The sequence below is a fragment of the Deltaproteobacteria bacterium genome (genome assembly GCA_026388415.1).
GTDB lineage: Bacteria > Desulfobacterota > Syntrophia > Syntrophales > JACQWR01 > JAPLJV01.
The window spans coordinates 20,395-41,445 of the sequence record JAPLJV010000011.1 but is presented as its reverse complement, the minus strand read 5'-3'; the positions used below and the strand labels follow the sequence as shown (position 1 = coordinate 41,445).

The window sequence follows — 21,051 nt, the reverse complement described above, 5'->3', positions numbered from 1 at the left end:
CTTTGTTCATCCTTCTAAATTTTTAGTGCCGGGAAAGAAATGGTGAATGTTGTTCTGTATCCGGGCTTACTTTTTGCCTTGACAGTCCCTCCCATGTCGTTCACAAGATCATAACACAGGAAAAGACCGAGCCCTGTACCTTTTTTAGGCTCTTTTGTTGTAAAAAATGGTTCAAAAATCCTATCAATGATCGAAGCAGGGATACCCGTTCCATTGTCATCTATCTCAACAACCACCAGATTGTTGGCCAGTTTTGTCCGCAGCCATATTGTCGCATCTGTTCTCCCTTCGGTAGCATCCATTGCATTGTGTATGATATTTACAAAAACCTGTCGGAGGGCATTTCTGTCACCCATAATAAAAGGTAAAGGCGAAGACACTTCCATAATAAATCTTATATTCGATTTATCCGTATTCATGAGTTCAAGAATAGTGCTGAGAAGCTGATTGACGTCTATCCTGGTGATTTCCAGGCCTTCTTTTTGAAACAGGCTGAGGATATCAGTGGTTACATTTTTGCATCGGAAGGCTTCTTCCTCAATTACTTTAAGATACCCCTTAAGTTTTTGTAATTCAGATTGTTTTGTCGCTGGCCCCCGAAGCGACGTAAAACAGTTGCCGGCAAGTTCAGAGTAAGCCACCAGTGTGCCAAGAGGGTTGTTCAACTCGTGGGCAATGCTGGCAGCAAGCTTTCCGATAGCAGACATCTTTGCTTCCTGCATCAATTTTGCCTGCGTCTTCACTCGGTCCGTTGTTTCCTCAATAATACAGAGAAGCCCTTCAATTTCTCCGTTTTTCCCCTTTAAAGGAACCCCTTGAAAATCAATGAAGATGTTTCTGTCACCCCTGTAATTCATAAAAGGGAAATTCGATAACTGGAAGGGTTCACCACGCAATCCCCCCTCGATATGTCGGGCAAGACCGCATTGTATCGTGTATTGGTTTCTAAGCCAATTGAATCCGATGAGTTTTTCTTCAGCCTTCAAACCCAGGCCTGAAAGAGAGGCAAGGGCAGGATTTATACTGGTGAACATGCCATCTTTGTTAAGGGTAAAAATAGCAACGGGGGCATTATCAATAATGGCCTTATTGAACTCGTTGAGAATACGCAGATCGTTTTCCGCCTTTTGCTTTTCGGTAATCCGACGGTCCATCTCAACCAGCTCCTGTAAGAGCTGCTGTTTTGTTTTTCTCCTGTTATCCATCATCGGCAATAATTGACCATAGAATCATGTAATTTTGCAATCAATATATTATTATATGTGGCTATTTTCAATACACCCCCCTGACCGTTTTGAATACATCGTGTATTCACTTTATACAGCAAAACGTCCTGACCGGAAACCAGAAAACGCTTGGAACATGGTCTATTATTAGGAAAAATCATTTTGGCATCATAATTGCTCAATTAAACATAAGAGTTAATATTAATCCCAAAAAGGAGGGACGCCCCATGTCAACAGGAAGAACATTTTCTACAATACGAACGTTGCTAAACAGAAATGCAATGTTATATCCGGACAAGATCGCAATGAAAGAAGTGGAAGGAGATAGAACTTTAACCTATCAGGCGATGAAGGATAGGGCAAACAGGGTGGGAAATGCATTGTATGAAATAGGGGCAAGAAAAGGTGACCGTGTGGCTATACTTAGCCAGAACAGCTTAGAATACATGGAATCGGCAATTAACATACCGAATGCAGGGCTTATCTTCGTTGTATGTAATTTCAGGCTGGCGCCGCCGGAAATAGCTGCCGTGCTTGCTGATGCAGAGCCAACGATACTCTTAGTTCAGCAACAGTTTGTTGAAATTGTAGAGAAGATAATAGAGTTTATCCCTTCAATTAGACACTTTATATATTTTTGTATACAAGCGGCACAACAGGACTTCCTAAAGGGGTCATGCAAACCCACGCGAACTTTTATCATGCTGGCCGCGTATGTTCTAAAAACAATGATTTAACCATGGATGACCGTATGTTCATTATCTGTCCCATGTACCACATTACTGCTCACTACACCTTTTTCGGGAGTTTCTACACGGCATGTCCGGCTTATATCTTTGCGCGGTGGGACGTGAACCTCTTCTTATCAAACACCGAAAAAGAAAAATTAACAGCCGGCATGTTTGCAACACCCATGGTAATGATGATGCTCGATTCCCCCGATTACAAAAAGTACGATGTTTCAAGCTGGAGAACCCTCTGGTTTGCCGGCGCGGGCATTATACCGTCTGTTTACAAACAGTTTATAGATACCTTCGGCAATATCTTAGGCGAACACCATGGAACCACAGAATCAACGGGTGTTACGACAAACCTCTCGATCCGGGATATCAAAGAAGCCTTCGAGAGGGGGGATTACAATATCCTTGAATCCTGCGGCAGAGCAAGCTACGACATGGAAGTTCTCGTCGTTGACGAAAATAATAAAGCGGTTCCGAATGGTGGTGTTGGTGAGATGATCATACGGGGGCCCGGCATGTCTCTCGGCTACTGGCGAAAGGAAGCAGCAACTAGGAAGGCTTTTGAAGGAGAATGGTTTCATACGGAGGATGTGTGTTCCATTGATGAAAAAGGATACATCAGGGTCATAGACCGGCTAAAAGATATGATCATTACCGGTGGAGAGAATGTTTATCCTGCGGAAGTGGAAAAGGTTCTGCACACCCATCCGGCTGTCAAGGAGTCATGTGTAATAGGCGCACACCATCCCGTATGGGGGGAAGCAGTTGCGGCCATTATTGTTCTTAAGAATGGAAACGAAGTGGAACTTAATGAATTCACTAATTTCTGCAAAGGGAAGATTGCAGGATATAAGGTGCCGAAGATAGTTCATATCGTTCCTGAGTTGCCCCGTAATGCCGCCGGCAAGATTCTGAAAAGGGAACTGAGGGAGCAGTATGCGAACGCGAAATAGCAGCAACGATAGGTAATGCTTACAGAGAAACTCGAAAATCTTCAGGAGGGTAAATGTCATCACCAGAAGAAAGATGGGCAAGCGGTGCCCCTGTGCCTGTTGCCAGCCACTAAAATTGACTTGCAACCATATAATAGTGATTCTAAACATTACACACTAAGGAGATATACATGGAACTAAACCGGGAGCAATTGGACATTAGAAAGGCAGCACGTGAATTTGCCGAAGGAGAGTTCAGGGAAAGGGCAAAGGAATTTGATGAGAAAGAGGATTTTGATTTATCTATATGGAAAAAGGCCTGTGAAAACGGTTTTGTGGGCACGTTTATAAAAGAGGAGTATGACGGAGCAGGTTTGGGATATTTTGAACACTCTTTAATATCAGAGGAATTCTGGCGGGTTGACCCGGGATGTGGACAGGCCGTTCTTTCCTGTACCTTTGGTTCTGAAATGATACAGGCCTTTGGCAGTGAAGAGCTGAAAAAGAAATATCTGCCACCCCTTGCAAATGGAGAGGCCATTATGGGGTTCGGTATCACCGAAGCGGATGCAGGCAGCGATGCAGCAGGCATCAAAACACGGGCTGAAAAGCAGGGTGACAAGTATATCATCAACGGGTCAAAGATGTTCACCACAAACGGGTCTCTGGCAAATTATCTCCTTCTCCTCTGTCTCACCGACCCTGACGAAAAGAATACGCATAAAAGACATAGCGCAATACTTATAGATACGAATCAGCCAGGATATGAGGCAACGAAGATACACGGGAAACTGGGTATCAGGGCATCAAATACAACAGAAATAAGCCTGAGCAACGTCGAAGCGCCACTAACAAACCTCGTGGGAAAGCAAGGGCAGGGTTTTTACCAGCTTATGGATTTTTTTAACAAGACACGAAATCACGTTGCAGCTCAGGGTGTTGGTGTTGCTCAGGGGGCGCTCGAACTGGCCATATCCCACGTAAAGAAGAGGAAGGCCTTCGGGGGGACACTTTCCCGCTTGCAGGGAATACAGTTTATGCTTGCAGAGATGGCAACAAGGATTGAGGCTGCCCGAGGCCTTTACTGGAGAGCAGCACATTCGGTGGATAAAGGGAAACCCGACCCGATGCTAATCTCCATGGCAAAATGGAATGCAGGGGATACAGCGGTATATGTAACAAATCAGGCCTTGCAGCTCCATGGCGGATACGGATATATAAGTGAGTATGATATACAGAGGTTTTACAGAGATGCAAAGATCGTCGAAATCTATGAAGGTTCGAAAGAGGTTGAAAAAGCCATAATTGGAGCAGAATTGTTAAAAAAAGTATGGTGAACTAAGTAGGGATTACAAAAAATCTTGACCTTTGCAAAATTGTAGTTTGCCCATTATTTGCTGAAAAATTGTCTATTTTTTTAGATTTTCCCTTGGTATATAAGTTGCGGAATATTATGATTAGTGCAAATAGAGAGGTGCAAACAGTATGGTTAATCAGACCCAGACCAGGGTATTAACCTGCATCCAGTGCGGGAAATGTACGGGCAGTTGTCCGGAAGCAGGAAAAACTCCCTTCAATACCCGCCTGCTCATGAGAAAAAAACAATTTGAGCGCGTGGTTGAGGAATCGCTTCCCTGGTACTGCACGTCATGCGGCGCTTGTACCCTTAGATGTCCACGGGATGTAAAACCTTCGGAAGTCATTATCGAAATGAGGTCTGCTTTGGTGGAAAACGGAGCGATCCCGGCAACTATCCAGAAAGCCCTTGAAAACACTTATGTGCAGAAGAACCCCTGGGGTCGTTCGCGAGCAAAGAGAGGAGCTTGGTTCGATAAACTCGATATTGCAGTCCCCCATATCAGCGAAACGGATTCGAAGATACTGCTTTTTACCTGTTGCATCCAGGCCTATGATCCCCGCTGCATGGTTATACCGCAAAACGTGGCGAAGATACTTAACAAAGGCGGCATAGAGTTCGGTGTGCTTGGTGAAGAAGAGGCTTGCTGCGGAAATGAGATACGCAGGATCGGGGAAACGGGTCTTTTTGAAGAACTCCAGGAAGAGAACAAGGCTGCCTTGGAAGAATATGGCGTCAAGGAGATTATTGCGCTCTCCCCGCACTGCATGAATGCGCTCAAAAAGGAGTATGGCGACCTGGGCATCAGGATTGTCCATTACACGGAAGTGTTGGCGGCAATGATCAAGGCAGGCTCTCTGGCGCCCAATGGATCGTTCGGTAAAAAAGTTATCTATCATGACCCCTGTTTCCTTGGGAAACAAAACGGCATCTTTGACGAACCACGATATATACTCAATTCGATAGAGGGGCTTAGCCTCCTGGAATTTCAGAGGAACAGGGAGAACTCCATATGCTGCGAAGGCGGTGGCGGCAGGATGTTTTTTGAGGTGGAGGCTGCCTATCAGAGAAACGCCGAGGTGCGAGTTCTTGAGGCAGTGGAAAAAGGAGCTGAAGTGATTGCCACGAGCTGCCCTTTTTGCCTTATGACCCTGGAAGACCCGGCAACGGAAAAAGGGATCGCGGTGAAAGAGCTGTCCGAGATTTTAATGGAGGTATTATAAAATGAATATGTTGGTTTTCACGAAAAGAGTGCCGGCAACACAGGAAGAGGAACTCCGCATTATTGACGACGGGAAGGTGGTTGATCTATCGAAAGTGCCCTTCAAAGTAAATGACTGGGACAACTACTCGGTTGAAGAGGCTGTCCGTATCGTTGAAAAGACGGGCGGCACGGTGACCGCGGTCTCCATCGGGGATGCCGAGTCCGACGAGGTCTTGCGCAGGGCTATCGCCATGGGCGCCAATGATGGCTTTCTAATTGAGACGGGCGATGTCCTCCACGATCCTGGTACACGGGCAACCTTGATACGGAATTTCCTGAAAAAGGAAAGCGTTCCTTTTGATGCGATTTTTACGGGCGTACAGTCCGAGGATGATCAGTTCGGCGCTATGGGCGGTATTCTTGCCGCCAGGCTCGGACTTCCCTTCGTGTCCATGGTGATCGGCATTGATGCCGTGGAAAGCGGTCACTTCATCGTGAGAAGAGAGCTCGAAGGCGGCCTCCAGGAGCGGGTAAAGGTCATGCTTCCCTGCGTTATTTCTATTCAGACCGGAATCAATGAGCCGCGGTACGTCTCCATCATGGGAGTGCGGAAGGCCTCAAAAGTTGAGCGGAAAGTCTTCAAGGCGGCAGATTATCGGGAAAATGTGGTGAGCAAGATAGAGGCCGTAAAATGGATTTACCCGCCCAAGATGACCGGGGCAATAATGCTCTCCGGGGGCATTGAAGACGCCTGCAAAGAGCTTCTGGGAATTTTGAAGGAAAAGGGGGTGTACCAATGAGTTATGCACTCGTTGTAGCAGAGGTAAGACGCGGTGTCTTTGAAGAAAGGAATTTCGATGCTATTGGTCTGTGTGCCCTAATGGAAAAAGATATTTCTCTTCTCGTCGCTGACGGCGCCTACGCTATGAATGAAAAGTTGGTTAACGCCATCGTCAGGGTAAAAATAGAAGAAGCCCTCTTTCTGAACCCGTTAAACATGGTGGGCGTCCTGCAAACAATGATGGATTCCCGGGAAAAACCTGACGTCATAGTCTTTACGCATTCGTCTTCAGGGGCCGAGCTTGCATCGTACGTGGCCGGGTATTTCGACCTGCCCCTGATCACGGACGTGAACGGCTTTGACAAAGAAAGGAATGTTTTTTCTAAGAGTTACTATTCCGATAAAATTTTCGGGGAATTTAGAAATGCCGGGCCGGGGCCTTTTGTCATCACCGTCAGGAGCGGCAGTTTTAAAGAGCATGCCGTTGAAAAGTCGTCGTCCCCAGTTATTGAGACAATGGAAGGGTTGCCTGTTGCCGCAGGGAGAACCTTCCTGGAATACGTGGAGGAAGAAAAGGGAGAAATTGATATTACCAAGGCCAAATTTCTTCTTTCCGTGGGCCGGGGGATCGGGAACAAGGATGAAATACCGGACTATGAACAACTTGCCGATCTTTTAAAGGCAACGCTTTCCGGTTCACGGCCGGTGATTGATAAAATGTGGCTTCCCAAGCCACGCCAGGTCGGCACTTCGGGAAAAACCGTCAAGCCGAAAGTGTACCTCGCCATGGGTATCAGCGGCGCATTTCAGCATATTGCCGGCATGAAAGATTCCGATTGCATCATTGCCGTGAATAAAGACCCGGACGCACCAATTTTTCAGTACGCGCATTTCGGCATCATTGCCGATATCCACAAGGTAAGGGATAAACTGAGAGATATTGTTAAAGGTTAATATGGTATTGAATGATAACATGAAACACGTCCTTGTCGTTGGTGGAGGTATCGGCGGTATCACCGCAGCCCTTGAGCTGGCATCGTGCGGGGTCCACGTGACCATGCTGGAAGTTGGTCCATCCATTGGCGGCAGGATGATCCAGCTCGACAAAACCTTTCCCACGCTCGACTGCTCCACCTGCACCCTTTCACCAAAAATGTCCGAGGTTTCCTTAAATCCCAATATATCCCTATTTACCATGGCGAAACTGGTCGGTATGCAACGAAGCGGGAAGGGCTTCGATATCCGCATACAGAAGAAACCGCGCTTTGTGGACATGAAAAAATGCACTGCCTGCGGACTTTGTTCAGAGTCATGCATCATGAAAGGCCGGCTAAGCGACGAATTCAATCTGGGTTTGTCAAAGAGGGCGGCGATTTACTTGCCCTTTCCCCAAGCGGCGCCACAGAAATACCTTGTTGATGCTGAAGGCTGCCTCTTTCTCTCCAGGGGGAAATGCAAGCAACCCTGTCTCGATGCGTGCGAACCAAAGGCCATAAATTTTGATGAGCAAGAGGAAATTGTTGAGCTATACTTTGATGCTGTTGTGCTGGCACCAGGTTTTGACCTCTATGACGCCGCTGAAAAGAAGGAATACGGCTATGGCACGTTGGAAGGTGTTGTTACGGGCATCGAGTTCGAGCGGATCTGCTCGGTTACGGGACCGACAGGCGGCGATATTGTATTAAACGGAAAAGCCCCGCAACGATTCTATTTTATCCAGTGTGTCGGCTCCCGGGATCGACAAAGCGATGCCCGGTTCTGTTCCCGGGTATGCTGTATGTACACGGCCAAACATGCCAGTATCGTAAAGGACAGAATCAAAGGTGCAGAGATTTACGTATCCTACATAGACGTCAGGGCTTATGGCAAGGGCTACGAAGAGTTTTACAAAAGCACCCAGGAAAGTGGGGTCTTTTATATACGGGGGATTCCCGGAGAGATCACGAAGAGCGAAAATGGATTGCTGGTCAGGGTGGAGGACATGTTCAGCGGTGAAATGCGCGAGATTGAAGTGGATATTGTCATTCTTGCCAACGGGGTGAGGCCTCGCCCGGGGACCGAAGAACTCTGCAATATTATGGCTATAGAACAAGATGCATACGGTTTCATTAAAGTGGACTCGATGACGCCATCACGAACAAATGTGGACGGAATATTTGTCTGCGGGATGGCCTCGGGGCCGAAAGATATTCCCGATACCGTCGCCTCCGGCGGAGAAGCGGTGGCAAGCTGTATGGAGTATATAACTCAGTGAATAGTGAACTGTCATGAAAACCGGAATCTTTATCTGTCATTGCGGTCATAATATCAAACACACCGTTGATGTGCAGCAGTTGAGTGAACACTTCAAACAATGCCCCAATGTAACTGTATCAAAGGATTATGTTTTTTTGTGCTCCGAGCCCGGCCAGGAGCTGATCGGCAAAAACATTGCCGAAGAAGGGCTGGACCGCGTCATCATCGCCGCCTGCACACCTTCGCTGCACGGCGAACTGTTCCAGGATGTTTTGAAAAAATCAAATCTCAACCCCTTTCTCCTGCGAAGGGTCGGTATCCGGGAACATTGTTCCTGGATCGGGGATGATATTGAAAAAAATACGGAAAAGGCAAAGCGGCTGATTCTGGCAGGGTTTTATTCGGCGGCCCACTACGTTCCTCTTGAGGAGAAGATGGTAGCCGTCAAGAAGGCCGCCCTGATCATTGGTGGCGGTGTAGCAGGTTTAAGCGCGGCCCTGTTCCTGTCGCGAATGGGCATACAGGTCTATCTGGTAGAAAAAAAAGCTGAATTGGGCGGCCAGGTAAAGAACCTGAAAAATATCTGGCCTGCAGGAAAAGACGGCAAAAGCATCATCCTCGCAATGAGCGAAGAATTGGCCGCAAGAGATAACGTTGAGCTATTCACTTCAACGACCATCAGTGGCTTTGAGGGTTCCTTCGGCAACTATGCAGTGACGCTCGATACCCCGCAAGGCGAGCAAAAACTGACCGTAGGAGGAGTGATTGTCGCCATCGGGTTTTCACCCTTTGATCCAATCATCAAGCCGGAATTAAATTACGGGAAGGATGAAAGAATCATCACCACCCTGGAGTTCGAGCACGGCGGCGACACTTTGCAGCTTCCCGAAAAGCCGAGGGTGGCCATCCTCCATTGTGTCGGATCGCGTGATGAACAGATCGGGAAACCTTACTGCTCCAGAGTTTGCTGTATCAATGCGTTACGCGTCGGGGAAGCAATCAAGGATAAATATAGGGACTCATACGTGGAGTCCTTTTACTTGGATGTGCGGGCCCATTCCCGCGGCGGTGAGGAGTATTTCGAGGATACGCAAGAAAAGGGAGTGCTCTTTACGCGGGCAAATGTTGCGGAGATCAATCCGTCACCAACGGGCATTGTAATCCGTGGAGAGGATACGCTTTTTGGCGAGACTTTTGAGCGAGAGTTCGATCTGGTAGTGCTCTCCATCGGTATGTCTCCCCCCGTGGACAACCGGTTGATCGCCTCACTCCTCAAGATTACCCTTGATAAGGATAAATTCTTCCTGGAGGCCCATATCAAGCTTCGGCCCTTTGACACGGCGGTGAAAGGGATCTTTATCGCCGGGTCATGTTCGAGCCCCAAGGATGTGGAAGAATCGCTCAACCACGGCAGGGCGGCGGCGGTGAAACTTTTTGGCTTCCTGAATCTCGGCTATGCAGCGGTTGATCCCTTCATTTCCTGCGTTGATCCGAAGCGGTGCAGCGGCTGCCGGATGTGCGAGCAGGCCTGTGTTGCCAAGGCGATAACGTTTGACGAGACAACGCGGGTTGCCCGGGTGGAGGAAGCGGCCTGCACGGGGTGCGGCCTCTGCAACAGCACGTGCCCCTCATCGGCGATAAGTTTAAAAGGCTATGGGGACAGCATGATTGATGACGAGATAAGCGCCTTTACGGAGGCGGATAAGATTAACAGAGGAGGTAATTGCTAAACTCCCAATTCTGTCATTCCCGCGACTCTTTTGGGCGGGAATCCAGTTTGTAGCTGTATGAAATCATGGATGCCCGACAGAAACATTCGGGCATGACAAAACGTTTAGCAATTGGCTCGGAAGGAAGGCTATGGAAGATCAAACCCGGAATAACCCCGAGATCATCGGTTTCGCCTGTTCGCACTGCACTTTTAAGGCGTCCGAGATGGCCGGAAGCTTGAGAATGAAATACCCGGATGGGGTGAAGCTCATCCAGGTGCCCTGTTCCAGCAGGGTTGATCCGGCCTTCATTATCAAGGCCATAACTGAGGGGGCGGATGGCGTCTTTGTCGCCGGCTGCCACCCCGGAGACTGCCACTATATCAAAGGCAACTATTACACGCGCAGAAAGATAGCGGCCCTGAAAGAGATGTTCGACGCCTTCTCCATGAAGGATAGACTGAAGCTTTTCTGGGTAAGTGCGGCGGAAGCGCGGCGCTTTGTGGAGAAGGTAACGGTCATGCACGCAGAGCTAAAGGAAAAGAAAAATGCAGGCAAAAAAGCTTAAGAACGGTGCGGTAGAAGGCGCGCTCACGGAGTTTCTGAAGGATGAACAACACCTGGTCCTCGGTTTTGAAAAGGACAAGAATGGGGTAAGTCATCGGATATTCAAAAACAGCCTCGAACAATACTCCCTATTAAATCCGCTTTTCAGCGTAAGCGGCGCCTTGTTTCTGCGCCGTCTCTTTGCCAAAGGGGCGCAGATCATCCTTCTGCTGAGACCTTGCGAGATTCGGGCGTATGTGGAGCTGGTCAAACTTACCCAGATTGAACGCGAGGATATCATCGCTGTTTCCGTTGATTGTCCCGGCACGGTTTCCACAAAAGAGGAGATTGGCGCAATACCGACGGAGGCGCGTGAGCTTTTTACCTACATGCAGGAAACCGACAAAATGCGGTGGGCCTGCCAGGTCTGCCGGGAACCAAGAGGTATTGTGGGAGACGCCGGGATCAGAATTGATAAACGCGGGGCCTTCTGGGCCTTTTCTTACACGGAAAAAGGGGAGACCTTTCTTTCCCTGATGGAGGGCAACCTCGAAGAAGCTCCCAAAGAGATGCTTGTCGGCGAGAAGGAACCGCCTCCCCAGTTCCAGACCGATATGGACGATTTTGCGAAGGATTTTTCAAAGTGCATCATGTGCAAGAACTGCATGGCGATGTGCCCGGTATGCTACTGTATTGACTGTGTTTTTCATGGCGATGAATACCTGCCCAAAGGGGATGCGCTCTTGAACAAGGTTCTGCGGACCGGTTCCACCACTATGCCGCAGGGCAAAGAACTCTTCCAACTGATCCGGATGTTTCATGTTTCCCAAACCTGCGTGGGCTGCGGAGCCTGCGAAGAGGCCTGTCCACAGGGCATCCCCCTGACGAAATACTTCAAGGGCACCTCGGAGAGGCTCCAGGGCATGTTTTTTTATATGTCCGGGCAGAATTTCGATGACCCCATACCGTACCTTACCTTTCTTGAGGATGAGCTGAAAGATGCGGAAGATTGAGAGATTAAGTGAACCGGCCAATTTTTCTTCCTTTACACATTGGACGAGGATGGAATGAAAAACAATGACCAGAGCAGGGTCTTTGCTTTAACGGATTACGAGCGACAGGATTTCTCTGTCTGTCTGGGCTGTAAAATCTGCGCCTCAGTTTGTACGGTGAATGATCTTGCGGAAAATACCAACCCGCAGGAAATTCTCCAGCAGCTCTTTCTCGGCAATAACATTCTTGCCGATGATCCTCTCGTTCGTTACTGCACGGGGTGTTACCGCTGCACCGACGCCTGTCCGTGGAATATACGGATTCCGGAGGTTATCCGGGCGCTCCGGGAAGAGCTCGCCGCTGCGTCGCCCTTTGAAAAGGCCTTTAAGGACTCTGTTTCAATCTGGGGAAGGGTTTACGAACCATACGTGATTATCAAGGCGATCCCTTTCCTTCTTAAGGGAGGATACATAAAACACCTGTCTAAATGGCTGGAATATGCGGGCATTCATCTTCCCCACAACGTAAAGAGGACTAAATGAACTACGGTTATTACCCGGGCTGCTCCCTCACCGGCTCAGCCCGCAAACTGGATACAGGGCTACGCAAGGTCTTCGGGAAACAGGGGCATACCCTCAAGGAAATCCCGGACTGGAACTGCTGTGGCGCTTTTGAATACGGCGACAGAAAGGAATTGACGGAATTCTCAAAGAAGAACCTGGCCAAGGCCGCGGGTCTCTTCATTGAGATCGTCGCTCCCTGTCCCGCCTGCTACAAGAATCTGCGCGAGGCCGACGAGCAAAAAGAATTCATCATTTCCCACCCCCTCGACCTTTTCGATGATGCCTTCCTTTCTTCCCTAAAACCGGCGCGGGATCTGAAGGAGCAGGTCTTTACGCCATATTATGGCTGCATCCTCCTGCGCCCACGGGAAACGGCAATTCAGAGGAATACGGTCATGGAAGAGGTAATTAGCCGTTTCGGCGGTGAAGTGGCCGGTGAAAAGGTGAAAGACCGCTGCTGCGGCGGCAACCAGATTTTCATCAACAAGTCCGTCACGGAAAAGCTGTCCAAACTGATTCTGGAGAAGTCACAAGGAACGATCGTTGTCTTCTGCCCGCTCTGTCACATGGCGATGAAGACATTCTCGAACACGAGAAAGGTCATCTACTTCACGGACCTCCTCCTCTATATAATGGGAGAGAAACAAGCCTTATGAGCGTATTGATAATAGGCGGCGGCATCAGCGGCATCTCGGCGGCGAAGGTCGCCCTGAAGGCAAACCATACCGTCACCATCCTTGAGTCCTCGGCGGAACCCGGCGGTCTCATGGCCCGCATTGCCAATTGCCGCATCGGGTTCAAAACATTTTTTGACGAGATAAGGGATGATCCCCGTTTGACGGTGGTAAGGGAAGGGAAAATTGTCTCCGTCGCTAAAAAGGACAATCTTTTCATCGTGACTTTGGAAGATGGACGGACGCTCACTGCCGACAGGGTGATCATCGCCACCGGGCTTTTGCCCTACGATCCCGTTGAATACAAGGGTAAGAGGGTCATGACGAGCCTTGAATACGACGCGCTCATTGACCAGCGGCAAGGAGAGCTTCCCCGCGATTTCCACAAGATCGGTTTTTTTCTCTGCGTCGGGTCCCGTTCTCAGGAAAATCCCCTCTGCTCATCAGTATGTTGTTCCTATACGATCCGTGAAATCAAGTGGACGCTCCAGAGGGCAAAACCGGAGATGACCGTATTCTACAACGACCTCCGGCTGTTCGGCCAGGAATATTACATGGAGCAGGCTTACCGCGATGCAGGGGTGCGGTTTATCCGGGCCAATTCCCGGTATTTCGAGGAGGATGAGGACGGTGTGACGGTAAGGTATTACGCCGGCGGACAATTAAGAGAAGAGCGCTTCAGCTACGTTGTTCTGGCCATCGGACTCCGGCCCAACCCCGAGCTGGCAGAGTTGAGCAAGCTGTTCGGTTTTTCGTTGAATGCCCATGGATTTGTCAATGAAAAGGCGCCGCTTCAGACGGATGTCGAAGGTGTTTACGTCTCCGGCGGGGCCCTGGAGCCGATGAATATCAAGGATGCTATTCTCACGGGGTTTGGCGCCGGATTGATCGCTGTCAAAGGGCCGGAAATCCTCGCCAAAGCCGAACGGCAAGACGAGCGGCTTTACCGTGAAGATGAACCTGATTTTGCTCTTCCCGAGGGAGGATCCCCAACCTATCTCTTCTATCTGGGTACAGATAATCCCGGTTACGCCATATTCTCTGAATTCATCTCCGCAAAGTTTATTGAGGCAGCGAGAGCCCTAAGAAAAGCCGGTAAGACCGTCTACGTGTTGACGCGCAACATGGTTACCCCTTCTTACGGTGAGCTTGCCTATGAATTGGCAAGAAGGGAAGGTATCATCTTCATCCATCTTGAGGAGGATGAACGTTTTTTCTTTACTGGTAACCGGGTCTCTATTACGCGGGGAGACAGGGAACTGGTTATCAACGCCGACACAATCGTCCGCTTCGACGACTACGCCGAGCGCTTGCAGGGGAGGGAATTTCTCTCCCTCTACCGGTCCGAGCCCCAGCTCCGGTGGTCGCCCACAAAATGGGGAAGAAAGAAATACCATGCGGGATTTATCCGGCATCCCCGGGAGCTGCGCTGGGAGAAAAGGGAAATCCTCGGCGCCCTGGGCGAGATGCTCCTCGATAACGAAATGGATCGCGTATTGCCCCAGGTAAATGAGGAACGTTGCAGTGGCTGCGGCTCCTGCAAGGAGGCCTGTCCTGCCAGTGCAATAGAGATGGAAATGCAAGAACGGCAGATCGCGATCTTCGGCCCCCTGACACCCGCAGGTGTACCTGTTGCTCACGTCAAGGAAGACACCTGCACAGGCTGCGGCCTATGTGCATCCAACTGCCCAGCGGATGTAATCAGCTTTCCCTGAAAAGCATCTTCCGCCCAGGAGATTTACTTCTTCAATTCCCTCCTCAGGATATTTCCCTGCGGCGATTTAGAGCCAACAGCGATTAACTAATTGATATTGATTGATAATTATTAATTATTTTGTTGACGTGCAGCACATAAGATGCTAAGGCCCCTGCCATGCGAGAAGTTGATACGATTATTGCTGGCGGGACGATCCTGACTCTGGATGAGCAGGATACCAGGATTGTCAATGGCGCCCTGGCTATTGATGGTGACACCATCGTGCAAACAGGCAGCTCGGCGGCCATCAAGAGCCAGTTTGTCGGCCGCACGCTGCTGGAGGCTGAGAATTGTCTGGTAATGCCCGGTCTGGTAAACTGCCACACCCATGCTGCCATGACCTGTTTCAGGGGTGTAGCCGACGATCTGGAACTTATGATCTGGCTTAATAACTACATCTTCCCCCTCGAGGCCAAGCACATCAACCGGGAGATGGTCTACTGGGGAAGCCTGCTGGCCGCCGCGGAAATGATCAAGTCGGGAACGACAACCTTCTGCGACATGTACCTGTTTGAAGATGAAGTGGCGCGGGCGGCTAAGCAGGCCGGGATACGCTGCGTGCTGGGCGAAGGATTGCTGGATTTCCCTTCGCCCGCTGCGGCAACAACGACCGACGGGTTGGTCTGCACCCGCAAGCTCATTGAAAAGTGGGGAGACGAGCCGCTGATAAATATCATTGTGCACCCACACTCGCTTTATGCCTGCTCGCCCGCGGCGCTTACCGCTGCCAAAGAAATTGCCGACGAATATAATTTGCCCTATGCCCTGCATTTGCTGGAAAATAAGGCGGAAAGTGTGAAACTGCAACAAATGTTCGGCCAAAAGGCCCTGGCATTCCTGAAGAATACAGGATACCTGACGGATCGCTTCTTGGCTTATCACTGTGTCGTCATGGATGAGCATGATATTGAACTTTTTGCCGATCAGGGCTGCAAAGTGGTTCACACCCCGGAAAGCAACATGAAACTGGCCTCCGGCGTCGCCCCGGTGCCGGCGATGCTGGCCGCCGGCATTACGGTGGGGCTGGGCACCGACGGCTGCGCCAGCAATAATGATCTCGATATGTTTAGGGAAATGGACATGACGGCCAAGCTCCATAAGATAAACAGTCTGGACCCCACGGTCATGGATGCCAGAACGGTCCTCCGGATGGCCACTTGCGAGGGAGCCAGGGCCTTAGGTCTGGAGAAGATGGCAGGGACGCTTACGGCCGGGAAAAAAGCCGACCTCATCATTATCCCTTTGAACAAGCCTCATCTGACGCCGCTTTACAATGAATATTCGCACCTGGTATATGCCGCCGGCGGCGCCGATGTGGATACGGCCATGATCAACGGGAGGCTCGTTATGAAAAACCGTCATCTGCTCACGATTGATGAAAGAGAGGTCATGGCGCAGGTAAGGCAGATTGCCGAGCGCATCAAAAAAGATTTGCCAAAGTAACCAGATAATAATAAGCGAATAAAATATCTTGACGGTTTTTCCCGCCTGTGATTTGAAGGGATTAGAAAAGAGGATGACCAATGCAGCATAATCCGTGGATTGTCGTGAAAACGCAATCCGAAGCCGAGGAAGCCAGACAGGATATCGGCAGCTCGACCGTGATCTGTATGGACACGGAGTACGACTCCCTGCGCTACTTTCGTGAAAAACTATGCCTGATTCAGATAAGAGCAGACAGAAAAACCTATCTCTTTGATCCGCTCGGCAACCTGGACCTTTCCTTCCTGGGCCAGTACTTTGCCGCTCCTTCCCTGTTAAAGGTTGTGCATGCCGGGGACAATGACATCCGCATCCTGAAGCGGGATTATGGTTTTATCTTCAAAAACATTTTCGATACCTATCGGGCCGCCTCGCTTTTAGGCTCCAGCCATCTTTCTCTGGTGAACGTCGTGGGCCAGTATCTGGGCATTGAATTTGAGAAAAAGAAAAAGATGCAGCGTTCCCGCTGGGATTTACGTCCCTTGACGGAAGAACAACTGCATTATGCCGCTTTGGACACGGCCCATCTCCCGGATTTATACCACCGGCTGGAAGAGGAGCTGCAGCAGGCCGGGCTGGGCGATGAGGCGGCCCGAATTTTTGCGGACATGACCAAGATCAAGTGGCACAAAAAGGATCTCGATAACGACGGCTATAAAAAAATCGCGCGCTACTATACCTTAACGGACACCCAGAAAGAACGCTTAAAACACCTTTTCCGGTGGCGGTATGGGAAGGCCAAGGAAATTAACCGGGCAATCTTCATGATCTTATCGGATCAGGATCTGGTTTTGCTTTCCGCTCTGGAGGTAGATTCTGTCAATGAGCTGAAGGAGAGAGGCTTGTTGCCGGGTGAGAAGTTGCATCTTTTTGGCGCCGAACTGGTGGATTTATTGGGTGGGTATCGGGAAAATACCGGGCTCCTGTCTTGATGAAAGTTGTATCCGCCTCTCAAGGCCATGTTTAAAGCAGTTGTCTCATGGTTTGAATGATCTCCTCTTCTCGCGCACTATGTAGATTCTAAAACCTCTGGGGATGTAACTTTCTGAAAGTATCCCGTTACTGTGTAATACGCTGCACGATCAAAAAAATAGACAAGCCTTTCGCCAAGCTCAAACATGCGGTAGATGTCCAATGCCTTTTCCCAGACGCCGAAGGAATATGTAAACATCCAGATGTGTTTTTTCAACAGGCTCAGGGAGCTCATAATCTCCTCGAGGGGTATCCCGTCTTTGCGCCGGTGGGAACCAAGATCTGTATAAAACTTCTTGAACTCGCTCTCACTCTTTTCCCCTTTAAGCCATACCCCAAACTGACCTATGACGAACATAGCTCTTTGAAAAAGATCCTCTTTGTCAAATTGGTGATATCCTCTCGTGGTGGGATTCGTAAAGATATCATTAAGCCAGAGGCTCACAATTTTTTCTGAGTTTTGCTGGACTGCATTGATAAGCTCATCAGAAAGGAGGTTGCTCGGGTATATGATTTTGTTCTGTATAATCCCCTCGACAAACATTTCCAATGAATCATGCAAGTTCCAGAGGTCCTTTTTGAGTCCAATAAACTTTTCTATCGCCCTGACCTGTGAATCAAAGGCAAGCTTCGGAAGACTCATAACCGGGAAATACCTGCAGTCCGATGCATCATCACCTGGTTCCTCTTCCCCACCGATCTTCTCCGCCTCAAAACTGACAATGAGGAGGTCGCCGTAAAATGGATTTTTGTGAGTACTTACATCAATAAGCTGGACTATTTTCCCTTCCACGCCGGTTTCTTCCTTAAGCTCTCTCAGCGCAGCATCTTCAATGCTCTCACCAACCTCGGCAAAGCCGATGGGGAAACACCACATGCCTTTAAAGGGCTCCCTGGCCCTTTTTACCAGGAGAATTTCCCTGTTTAGGCCTGGCAGGATAACAGTTGCAACCGGCAAGGGATTTTCGTAAAAAACCTCTCTGCAATTTGAGCAGACCTGCCTTTCCTTACCATCAAGTGTATCGGTTTCGAGCGTCTTGCCGCACGTTGTGCAATAATTCTTTTTTTTCATTTTCTTGCCAGAAATATCCGGTCGTCCTTATTAAACCTCATGGTCCCTTTTCTTTTCAGTTCATTGAGAATTGTTGTCAAGACCCTTTCCGGGTCTACATCTCTCGATATGTATTCCCTCTTGAAATCTATATAATCGGCAAGGTCCTTCTTCTCGGGTCTGCTGAAGACGATGGCATTCCTGTAATCAATGTATTGGACATTCCGAAAGTGTGCCCTCAGGGCTTCCTCGCCGTTTTCGGCAGAAAAATTCCTGATCACTTGCCGCAGGTTTGTAAAATCGAAAAACCTTTCTCCCTCCTGAAGCATTGACTCACTGTGTGTTATGGCAAGAAAAATACCCGCGGGTCGTAAAACTCTCTTTGCTTCTTCTATCTCTTCGGGGAAAAAATACAGTGAATAGGCAGAGACAACAAGATCAAAGGAGCCGTCAGGCACATCTATGGGGCAGGGAAGGACACGTTTTTGAAACAGTGCGGTTTTCGATATTCCGCGAGCAGCCTTCAAAAAGGGGGTCTCGTTTTCGGCAAGGCAGTCAATGCCGCTTACAATATCGAATCCGCCCCGCAATCCCTCTTCGAACCATCCATAACCACACCCGAGATCGAGAACGTCTTTTATCCCGTCCCAAGCGATCATTTTAACCACTATTGACCGTATGTCATCCTTGTTCTCGGAGTGCCTCTTTATCATCTCGCCGATGGTTCTGTGGAAACCCGTGTCGGAATAACTGTGTATGATTTCCGTCATTTTCATATATATCGCAATCTTCCTTTTTATTAAAATTACCTCAGTCTATCCCTCACGATGCCTTGACCGGAGTCCTCTTTCCACATCCCTCATGTCGTCTTTCTTCTTCATATCCTCCCTTTTATCGTAAAGCTTTTTACCCTTGCCAACGCCGATCTCTACCTTGACCTTGCCGTTCTTGAAGTATAGTTTTAGTGGAAAAAGCGACATGCCCCTTTCCTGCGACTTGCCATACAGACGTTTTATCTCCCTTTTATGCAACAGCAATTTTCTCACCCGCAAAGGCTCATGATTGGCACGGTTACCGTGCGAATAGGGGCCGATATGCAGATCATAGAGAAAGACTTCCCCGCGCTGCACGAGGGCATAGCTGTCTTTTACATTCGCTTTCCCCGCGCGTAGCGCCTTCAATTCCGTACCAACCAGCACGATCCCTGCTTCATAGGTATCGTCAATAAAATAATTCAATCTCGCTAATTTATTCTGGCAGATGATCTTCTGAGCCACATCCTCTTTACCCAATCTGTTCCTTTTCTCCCCTTCAAAAATTAGTTACCCGCTTGCCATTCCCGGATATTACCTGACCTTGACAATCATATCAAGCTCATTTAGACCCTTACGACTTCATAATTGCCTTGAAAATTATCAAGTAATGTTTTAGTTCTCTACACAATTCTCACAAATTGTCCCGCCCATGCAGGACGGAATTCCGCAACTAGGTATTGCTAACCCCAACAAATAGGAGGAAATATGACGGAAATCATCAATGTAACGGCCAGAGAAATATTGGATTCAAGAGGAAATCCCACTGTCGAGGCTGAGGTGACGCTGACCTCCGGGGTAACCGGGCGGGCTGCTGTCCCCTCCGGCGCCTCGACGGGAGAACATGAAATGCTGGAGCTGAGGGACGGAAATAAGAGTCGCTTCCTGGGTAAAGGTGTGGAAAAGGCGGTAAACAATGTTAAGGAAAAGATCGGGCCAGAGATTATCGGCATGGATTGCCTTCGCCAGAAGGAAATTGATTATGCCATGATTAACCTGGACGGCACCGAAAACAAGGGCTCTCTCGGCGCCAATGCCATCCTCGGCGTATCCCTGGCCTGTGCCAGGGCGGCGGCAACGGTCATGGAAATGCCGCTTTACCGTTATATCGGCGGCATCATGGCCACAGATATTCCTGTGCCCATGATGAATATCTTGAACGGCGGCGCTCATGCCGATAACAACGTGGATATTCAGGAATTTATGGTGATGCCGGTAGGCGCTCCCAGCTTCCGGGAAGGTTTGAGGATGTGCGCCGAGGTTTTTCATAATTTGAAAGCGGTGCTCAAAGGCAAGGGGTGCAATACGTCGGTAGGCGATGAAGGCGGATTTGCTCCCAATCTAAAGTCAAATGAAGAGGCCCTCTCCGTGATCATGCAGGCCATTGAAAAAGCCAAATACCGGCCCGGCCAGGATATTTTCATCGCTCTGGACTCGGCGGCCAGCTCTTTCTATGTGGACGGCAAATATGTCATGGCCGCAGAAAAAAAACCTAATAAAACAGCCGAAGAGATGGTCAGCTTTTATCAGGGGCTCGTGAAAAAATATCCCATTATTTCCATAGAAGACGGACTGGCCGAAGATGACTGGGACGGTTGGAAACTGCTGACGGAGAAATTGGGCGGCAAGGTCCAGATCGTCGGCGATGACCTGTTCGTTACCAACCGGACCAGACTGGAGAAGGGCATCAAATCAGGGGTGGCCAATTCTATTCTCATCAAACTCAATCAGATCGGCACCCTGACGGAGACCTTGGAAACGATCCAGCGCGCTAAAGAAGCGGGGTACACCACCGTTGTCTCTCACCGTTCCGGAGAAACGGAAGATACCTCCATGGCCGACGTGGCGGTAGCGGCCAACTGCGGACAGATAAAAAGCGGTTCCGTATCCCGGAGCGAACGTCTGGCAAAATACAATCAGCTCCTGAGGATCGAAGAGGAGCTGGGCGAAATGGCCGTTTATCGCGGGAAAGCGGCATTCTACTCGATCTCAATGAAATAAGTAACAGGTGAGGGGCG

At 49.3% G+C, this 21,051-nt stretch carries 20 protein-coding genes; 16 read left to right on the top strand and 4 right to left on the bottom strand.

Annotation, left to right across the window (positions count from 1 at the left end; all coding sequences use genetic code 11):
- Nucleotides 1-14 precede the first annotated feature (14 nt).
- Complete coding sequence (locus NT140_02800) at nt 15-1,154, bottom strand: ATP-binding protein (GenBank protein MCX5830813.1); 1,140 nt, start codon at nt 1,152-1,154, stop codon at nt 15-17.
- A gap of 299 nt (nt 1,155-1,453) precedes the next feature.
- On the opposite strand from NT140_02800, the gene NT140_02795 reads away from it, so the two are divergent.
- From NT140_02795 to NT140_02725, 15 genes are all read left to right on the top strand, one after another.
- Nucleotides 1,454-1,963, top strand: coding sequence for an AMP-binding protein (locus NT140_02795; GenBank protein MCX5830812.1), 510 nt, complete (start codon nt 1,454-1,456; stop codon nt 1,961-1,963).
- Nucleotides 1,903-2,919, top strand: a complete 1,017-nt coding sequence (locus NT140_02790) for an AMP-binding protein (protein ID MCX5830811.1) — start codon at nt 1,903-1,905, stop codon at nt 2,917-2,919. The genes NT140_02795 and NT140_02790 overlap by 61 nt, the downstream gene beginning before the upstream one ends.
- A 170-nt stretch (nt 2,920-3,089) precedes the next feature.
- A complete protein-coding gene (locus NT140_02785; GenBank protein MCX5830810.1) occupies nt 3,090-4,235 on the top strand; it encodes an acyl-CoA dehydrogenase family protein in 1,146 nt (381 codons plus the stop codon).
- A gap of 148 nt (nt 4,236-4,383) precedes the next feature.
- Nucleotides 4,384-5,478, top strand: a complete 1,095-nt coding sequence (locus NT140_02780; GenBank protein MCX5830809.1) for a (Fe-S)-binding protein — start codon at nt 4,384-4,386, stop codon at nt 5,476-5,478.
- Between the two features lies 1 nt (nt 5,479).
- Entirely contained in the window at nt 5,480-6,259 is a 780-nt protein-coding gene (locus NT140_02775; GenBank protein ID MCX5830808.1) for an electron transfer flavoprotein subunit beta/FixA family protein, read from the top strand.
- Nucleotides 6,256-7,194, top strand: coding sequence for an electron transfer flavoprotein subunit alpha/FixB family protein (locus NT140_02770; protein ID MCX5830807.1), 939 nt, complete (start codon nt 6,256-6,258; stop codon nt 7,192-7,194). Before NT140_02775 ends, NT140_02770 begins: the two co-directional genes overlap by 4 nt.
- 19 nt (nt 7,195-7,213) lie before the next feature.
- Complete coding sequence (locus NT140_02765; protein MCX5830806.1) at nt 7,214-8,494, top strand: CoB--CoM heterodisulfide reductase iron-sulfur subunit A family protein; 1,281 nt, start codon at nt 7,214-7,216, stop codon at nt 8,492-8,494.
- 13 nt (nt 8,495-8,507) lie between these two features.
- Nucleotides 8,508-10,205, top strand: coding sequence for a CoB--CoM heterodisulfide reductase iron-sulfur subunit A family protein (locus tag NT140_02760; GenBank protein MCX5830805.1), 1,698 nt, complete (start codon nt 8,508-8,510; stop codon nt 10,203-10,205).
- Between the two features lie 130 nt (nt 10,206-10,335).
- Nucleotides 10,336-10,752: a hydrogenase iron-sulfur subunit gene (locus NT140_02755; protein ID MCX5830804.1), complete on the top strand. Its 417-nt coding sequence runs from the start codon at nt 10,336-10,338 to the stop codon at nt 10,750-10,752.
- On the top strand, nt 10,733-11,743 hold the full coding sequence (locus NT140_02750; GenBank protein ID MCX5830803.1) for a 4Fe-4S binding protein: 1,011 nt from the start codon (nt 10,733-10,735) through the stop codon (nt 11,741-11,743). The genes NT140_02755 and NT140_02750 overlap by 20 nt, the downstream gene beginning before the upstream one ends.
- Nucleotides 11,744-11,797: 54 nt before the next feature.
- A complete protein-coding gene (locus NT140_02745; protein MCX5830802.1) occupies nt 11,798-12,265 on the top strand; it encodes a 4Fe-4S dicluster domain-containing protein in 468 nt (155 codons plus the stop codon).
- Complete coding sequence (locus NT140_02740) at nt 12,262-12,942, top strand: heterodisulfide reductase-related iron-sulfur binding cluster (GenBank protein MCX5830801.1); 681 nt, start codon at nt 12,262-12,264, stop codon at nt 12,940-12,942. The genes NT140_02745 and NT140_02740 overlap by 4 nt, the downstream gene beginning before the upstream one ends.
- Nucleotides 12,939-14,675: an FAD-dependent oxidoreductase gene (locus tag NT140_02735; protein ID MCX5830800.1), complete on the top strand. Its 1,737-nt coding sequence runs from the start codon at nt 12,939-12,941 to the stop codon at nt 14,673-14,675. Before NT140_02740 ends, NT140_02735 begins: the two co-directional genes overlap by 4 nt.
- Nucleotides 14,676-14,833: 158 nt before the next feature.
- A complete protein-coding gene (locus NT140_02730) occupies nt 14,834-16,159 on the top strand; it encodes an amidohydrolase (GenBank protein ID MCX5830799.1) in 1,326 nt (441 codons plus the stop codon).
- An 80-nt stretch (nt 16,160-16,239) separates the two neighbouring features.
- Nucleotides 16,240-17,130: a ribonuclease D gene (locus NT140_02725; GenBank protein ID MCX5830798.1), complete on the top strand. Its 891-nt coding sequence runs from the start codon at nt 16,240-16,242 to the stop codon at nt 17,128-17,130.
- A 77-nt stretch (nt 17,131-17,207) separates the two neighbouring features.
- Here the strand turns inward: NT140_02725 and NT140_02720 are convergent, their stop codons facing one another.
- The 3 genes from NT140_02720 to smpB are packed head-to-tail and all read right to left on the bottom strand — an operon-like array spanning nt 17,208 to nt 19,498.
- Entirely contained in the window at nt 17,208-18,242 is a 1,035-nt protein-coding gene (locus tag NT140_02720; GenBank protein ID MCX5830797.1) for an NUDIX hydrolase, read from the bottom strand.
- Nucleotides 18,239-18,997 carry a class I SAM-dependent methyltransferase gene (locus tag NT140_02715; GenBank protein MCX5830796.1) on the bottom strand — a complete coding sequence of 253 codons (759 nt, stop codon included), beginning with the start codon at nt 18,995-18,997 and terminating at the stop codon, nt 18,239-18,241. The genes NT140_02720 and NT140_02715 overlap by 4 nt, the downstream gene beginning before the upstream one ends.
- Before the next feature lie 39 nt (nt 18,998-19,036).
- Nucleotides 19,037-19,498 carry an SsrA-binding protein SmpB gene (gene smpB / locus NT140_02710; GenBank protein MCX5830795.1) on the bottom strand — a complete coding sequence of 154 codons (462 nt, stop codon included), beginning with the start codon at nt 19,496-19,498 and terminating at the stop codon, nt 19,037-19,039.
- 243 nt (nt 19,499-19,741) lie between these two features.
- Here smpB and eno point away from each other — a divergent pair, with 243 nt between their 5' ends.
- Nucleotides 19,742-21,034, top strand: coding sequence for a phosphopyruvate hydratase (eno, locus tag NT140_02705; GenBank protein MCX5830794.1), 1,293 nt, complete (start codon nt 19,742-19,744; stop codon nt 21,032-21,034).
- Nucleotides 21,035-21,051 lie beyond the last annotated feature (17 nt).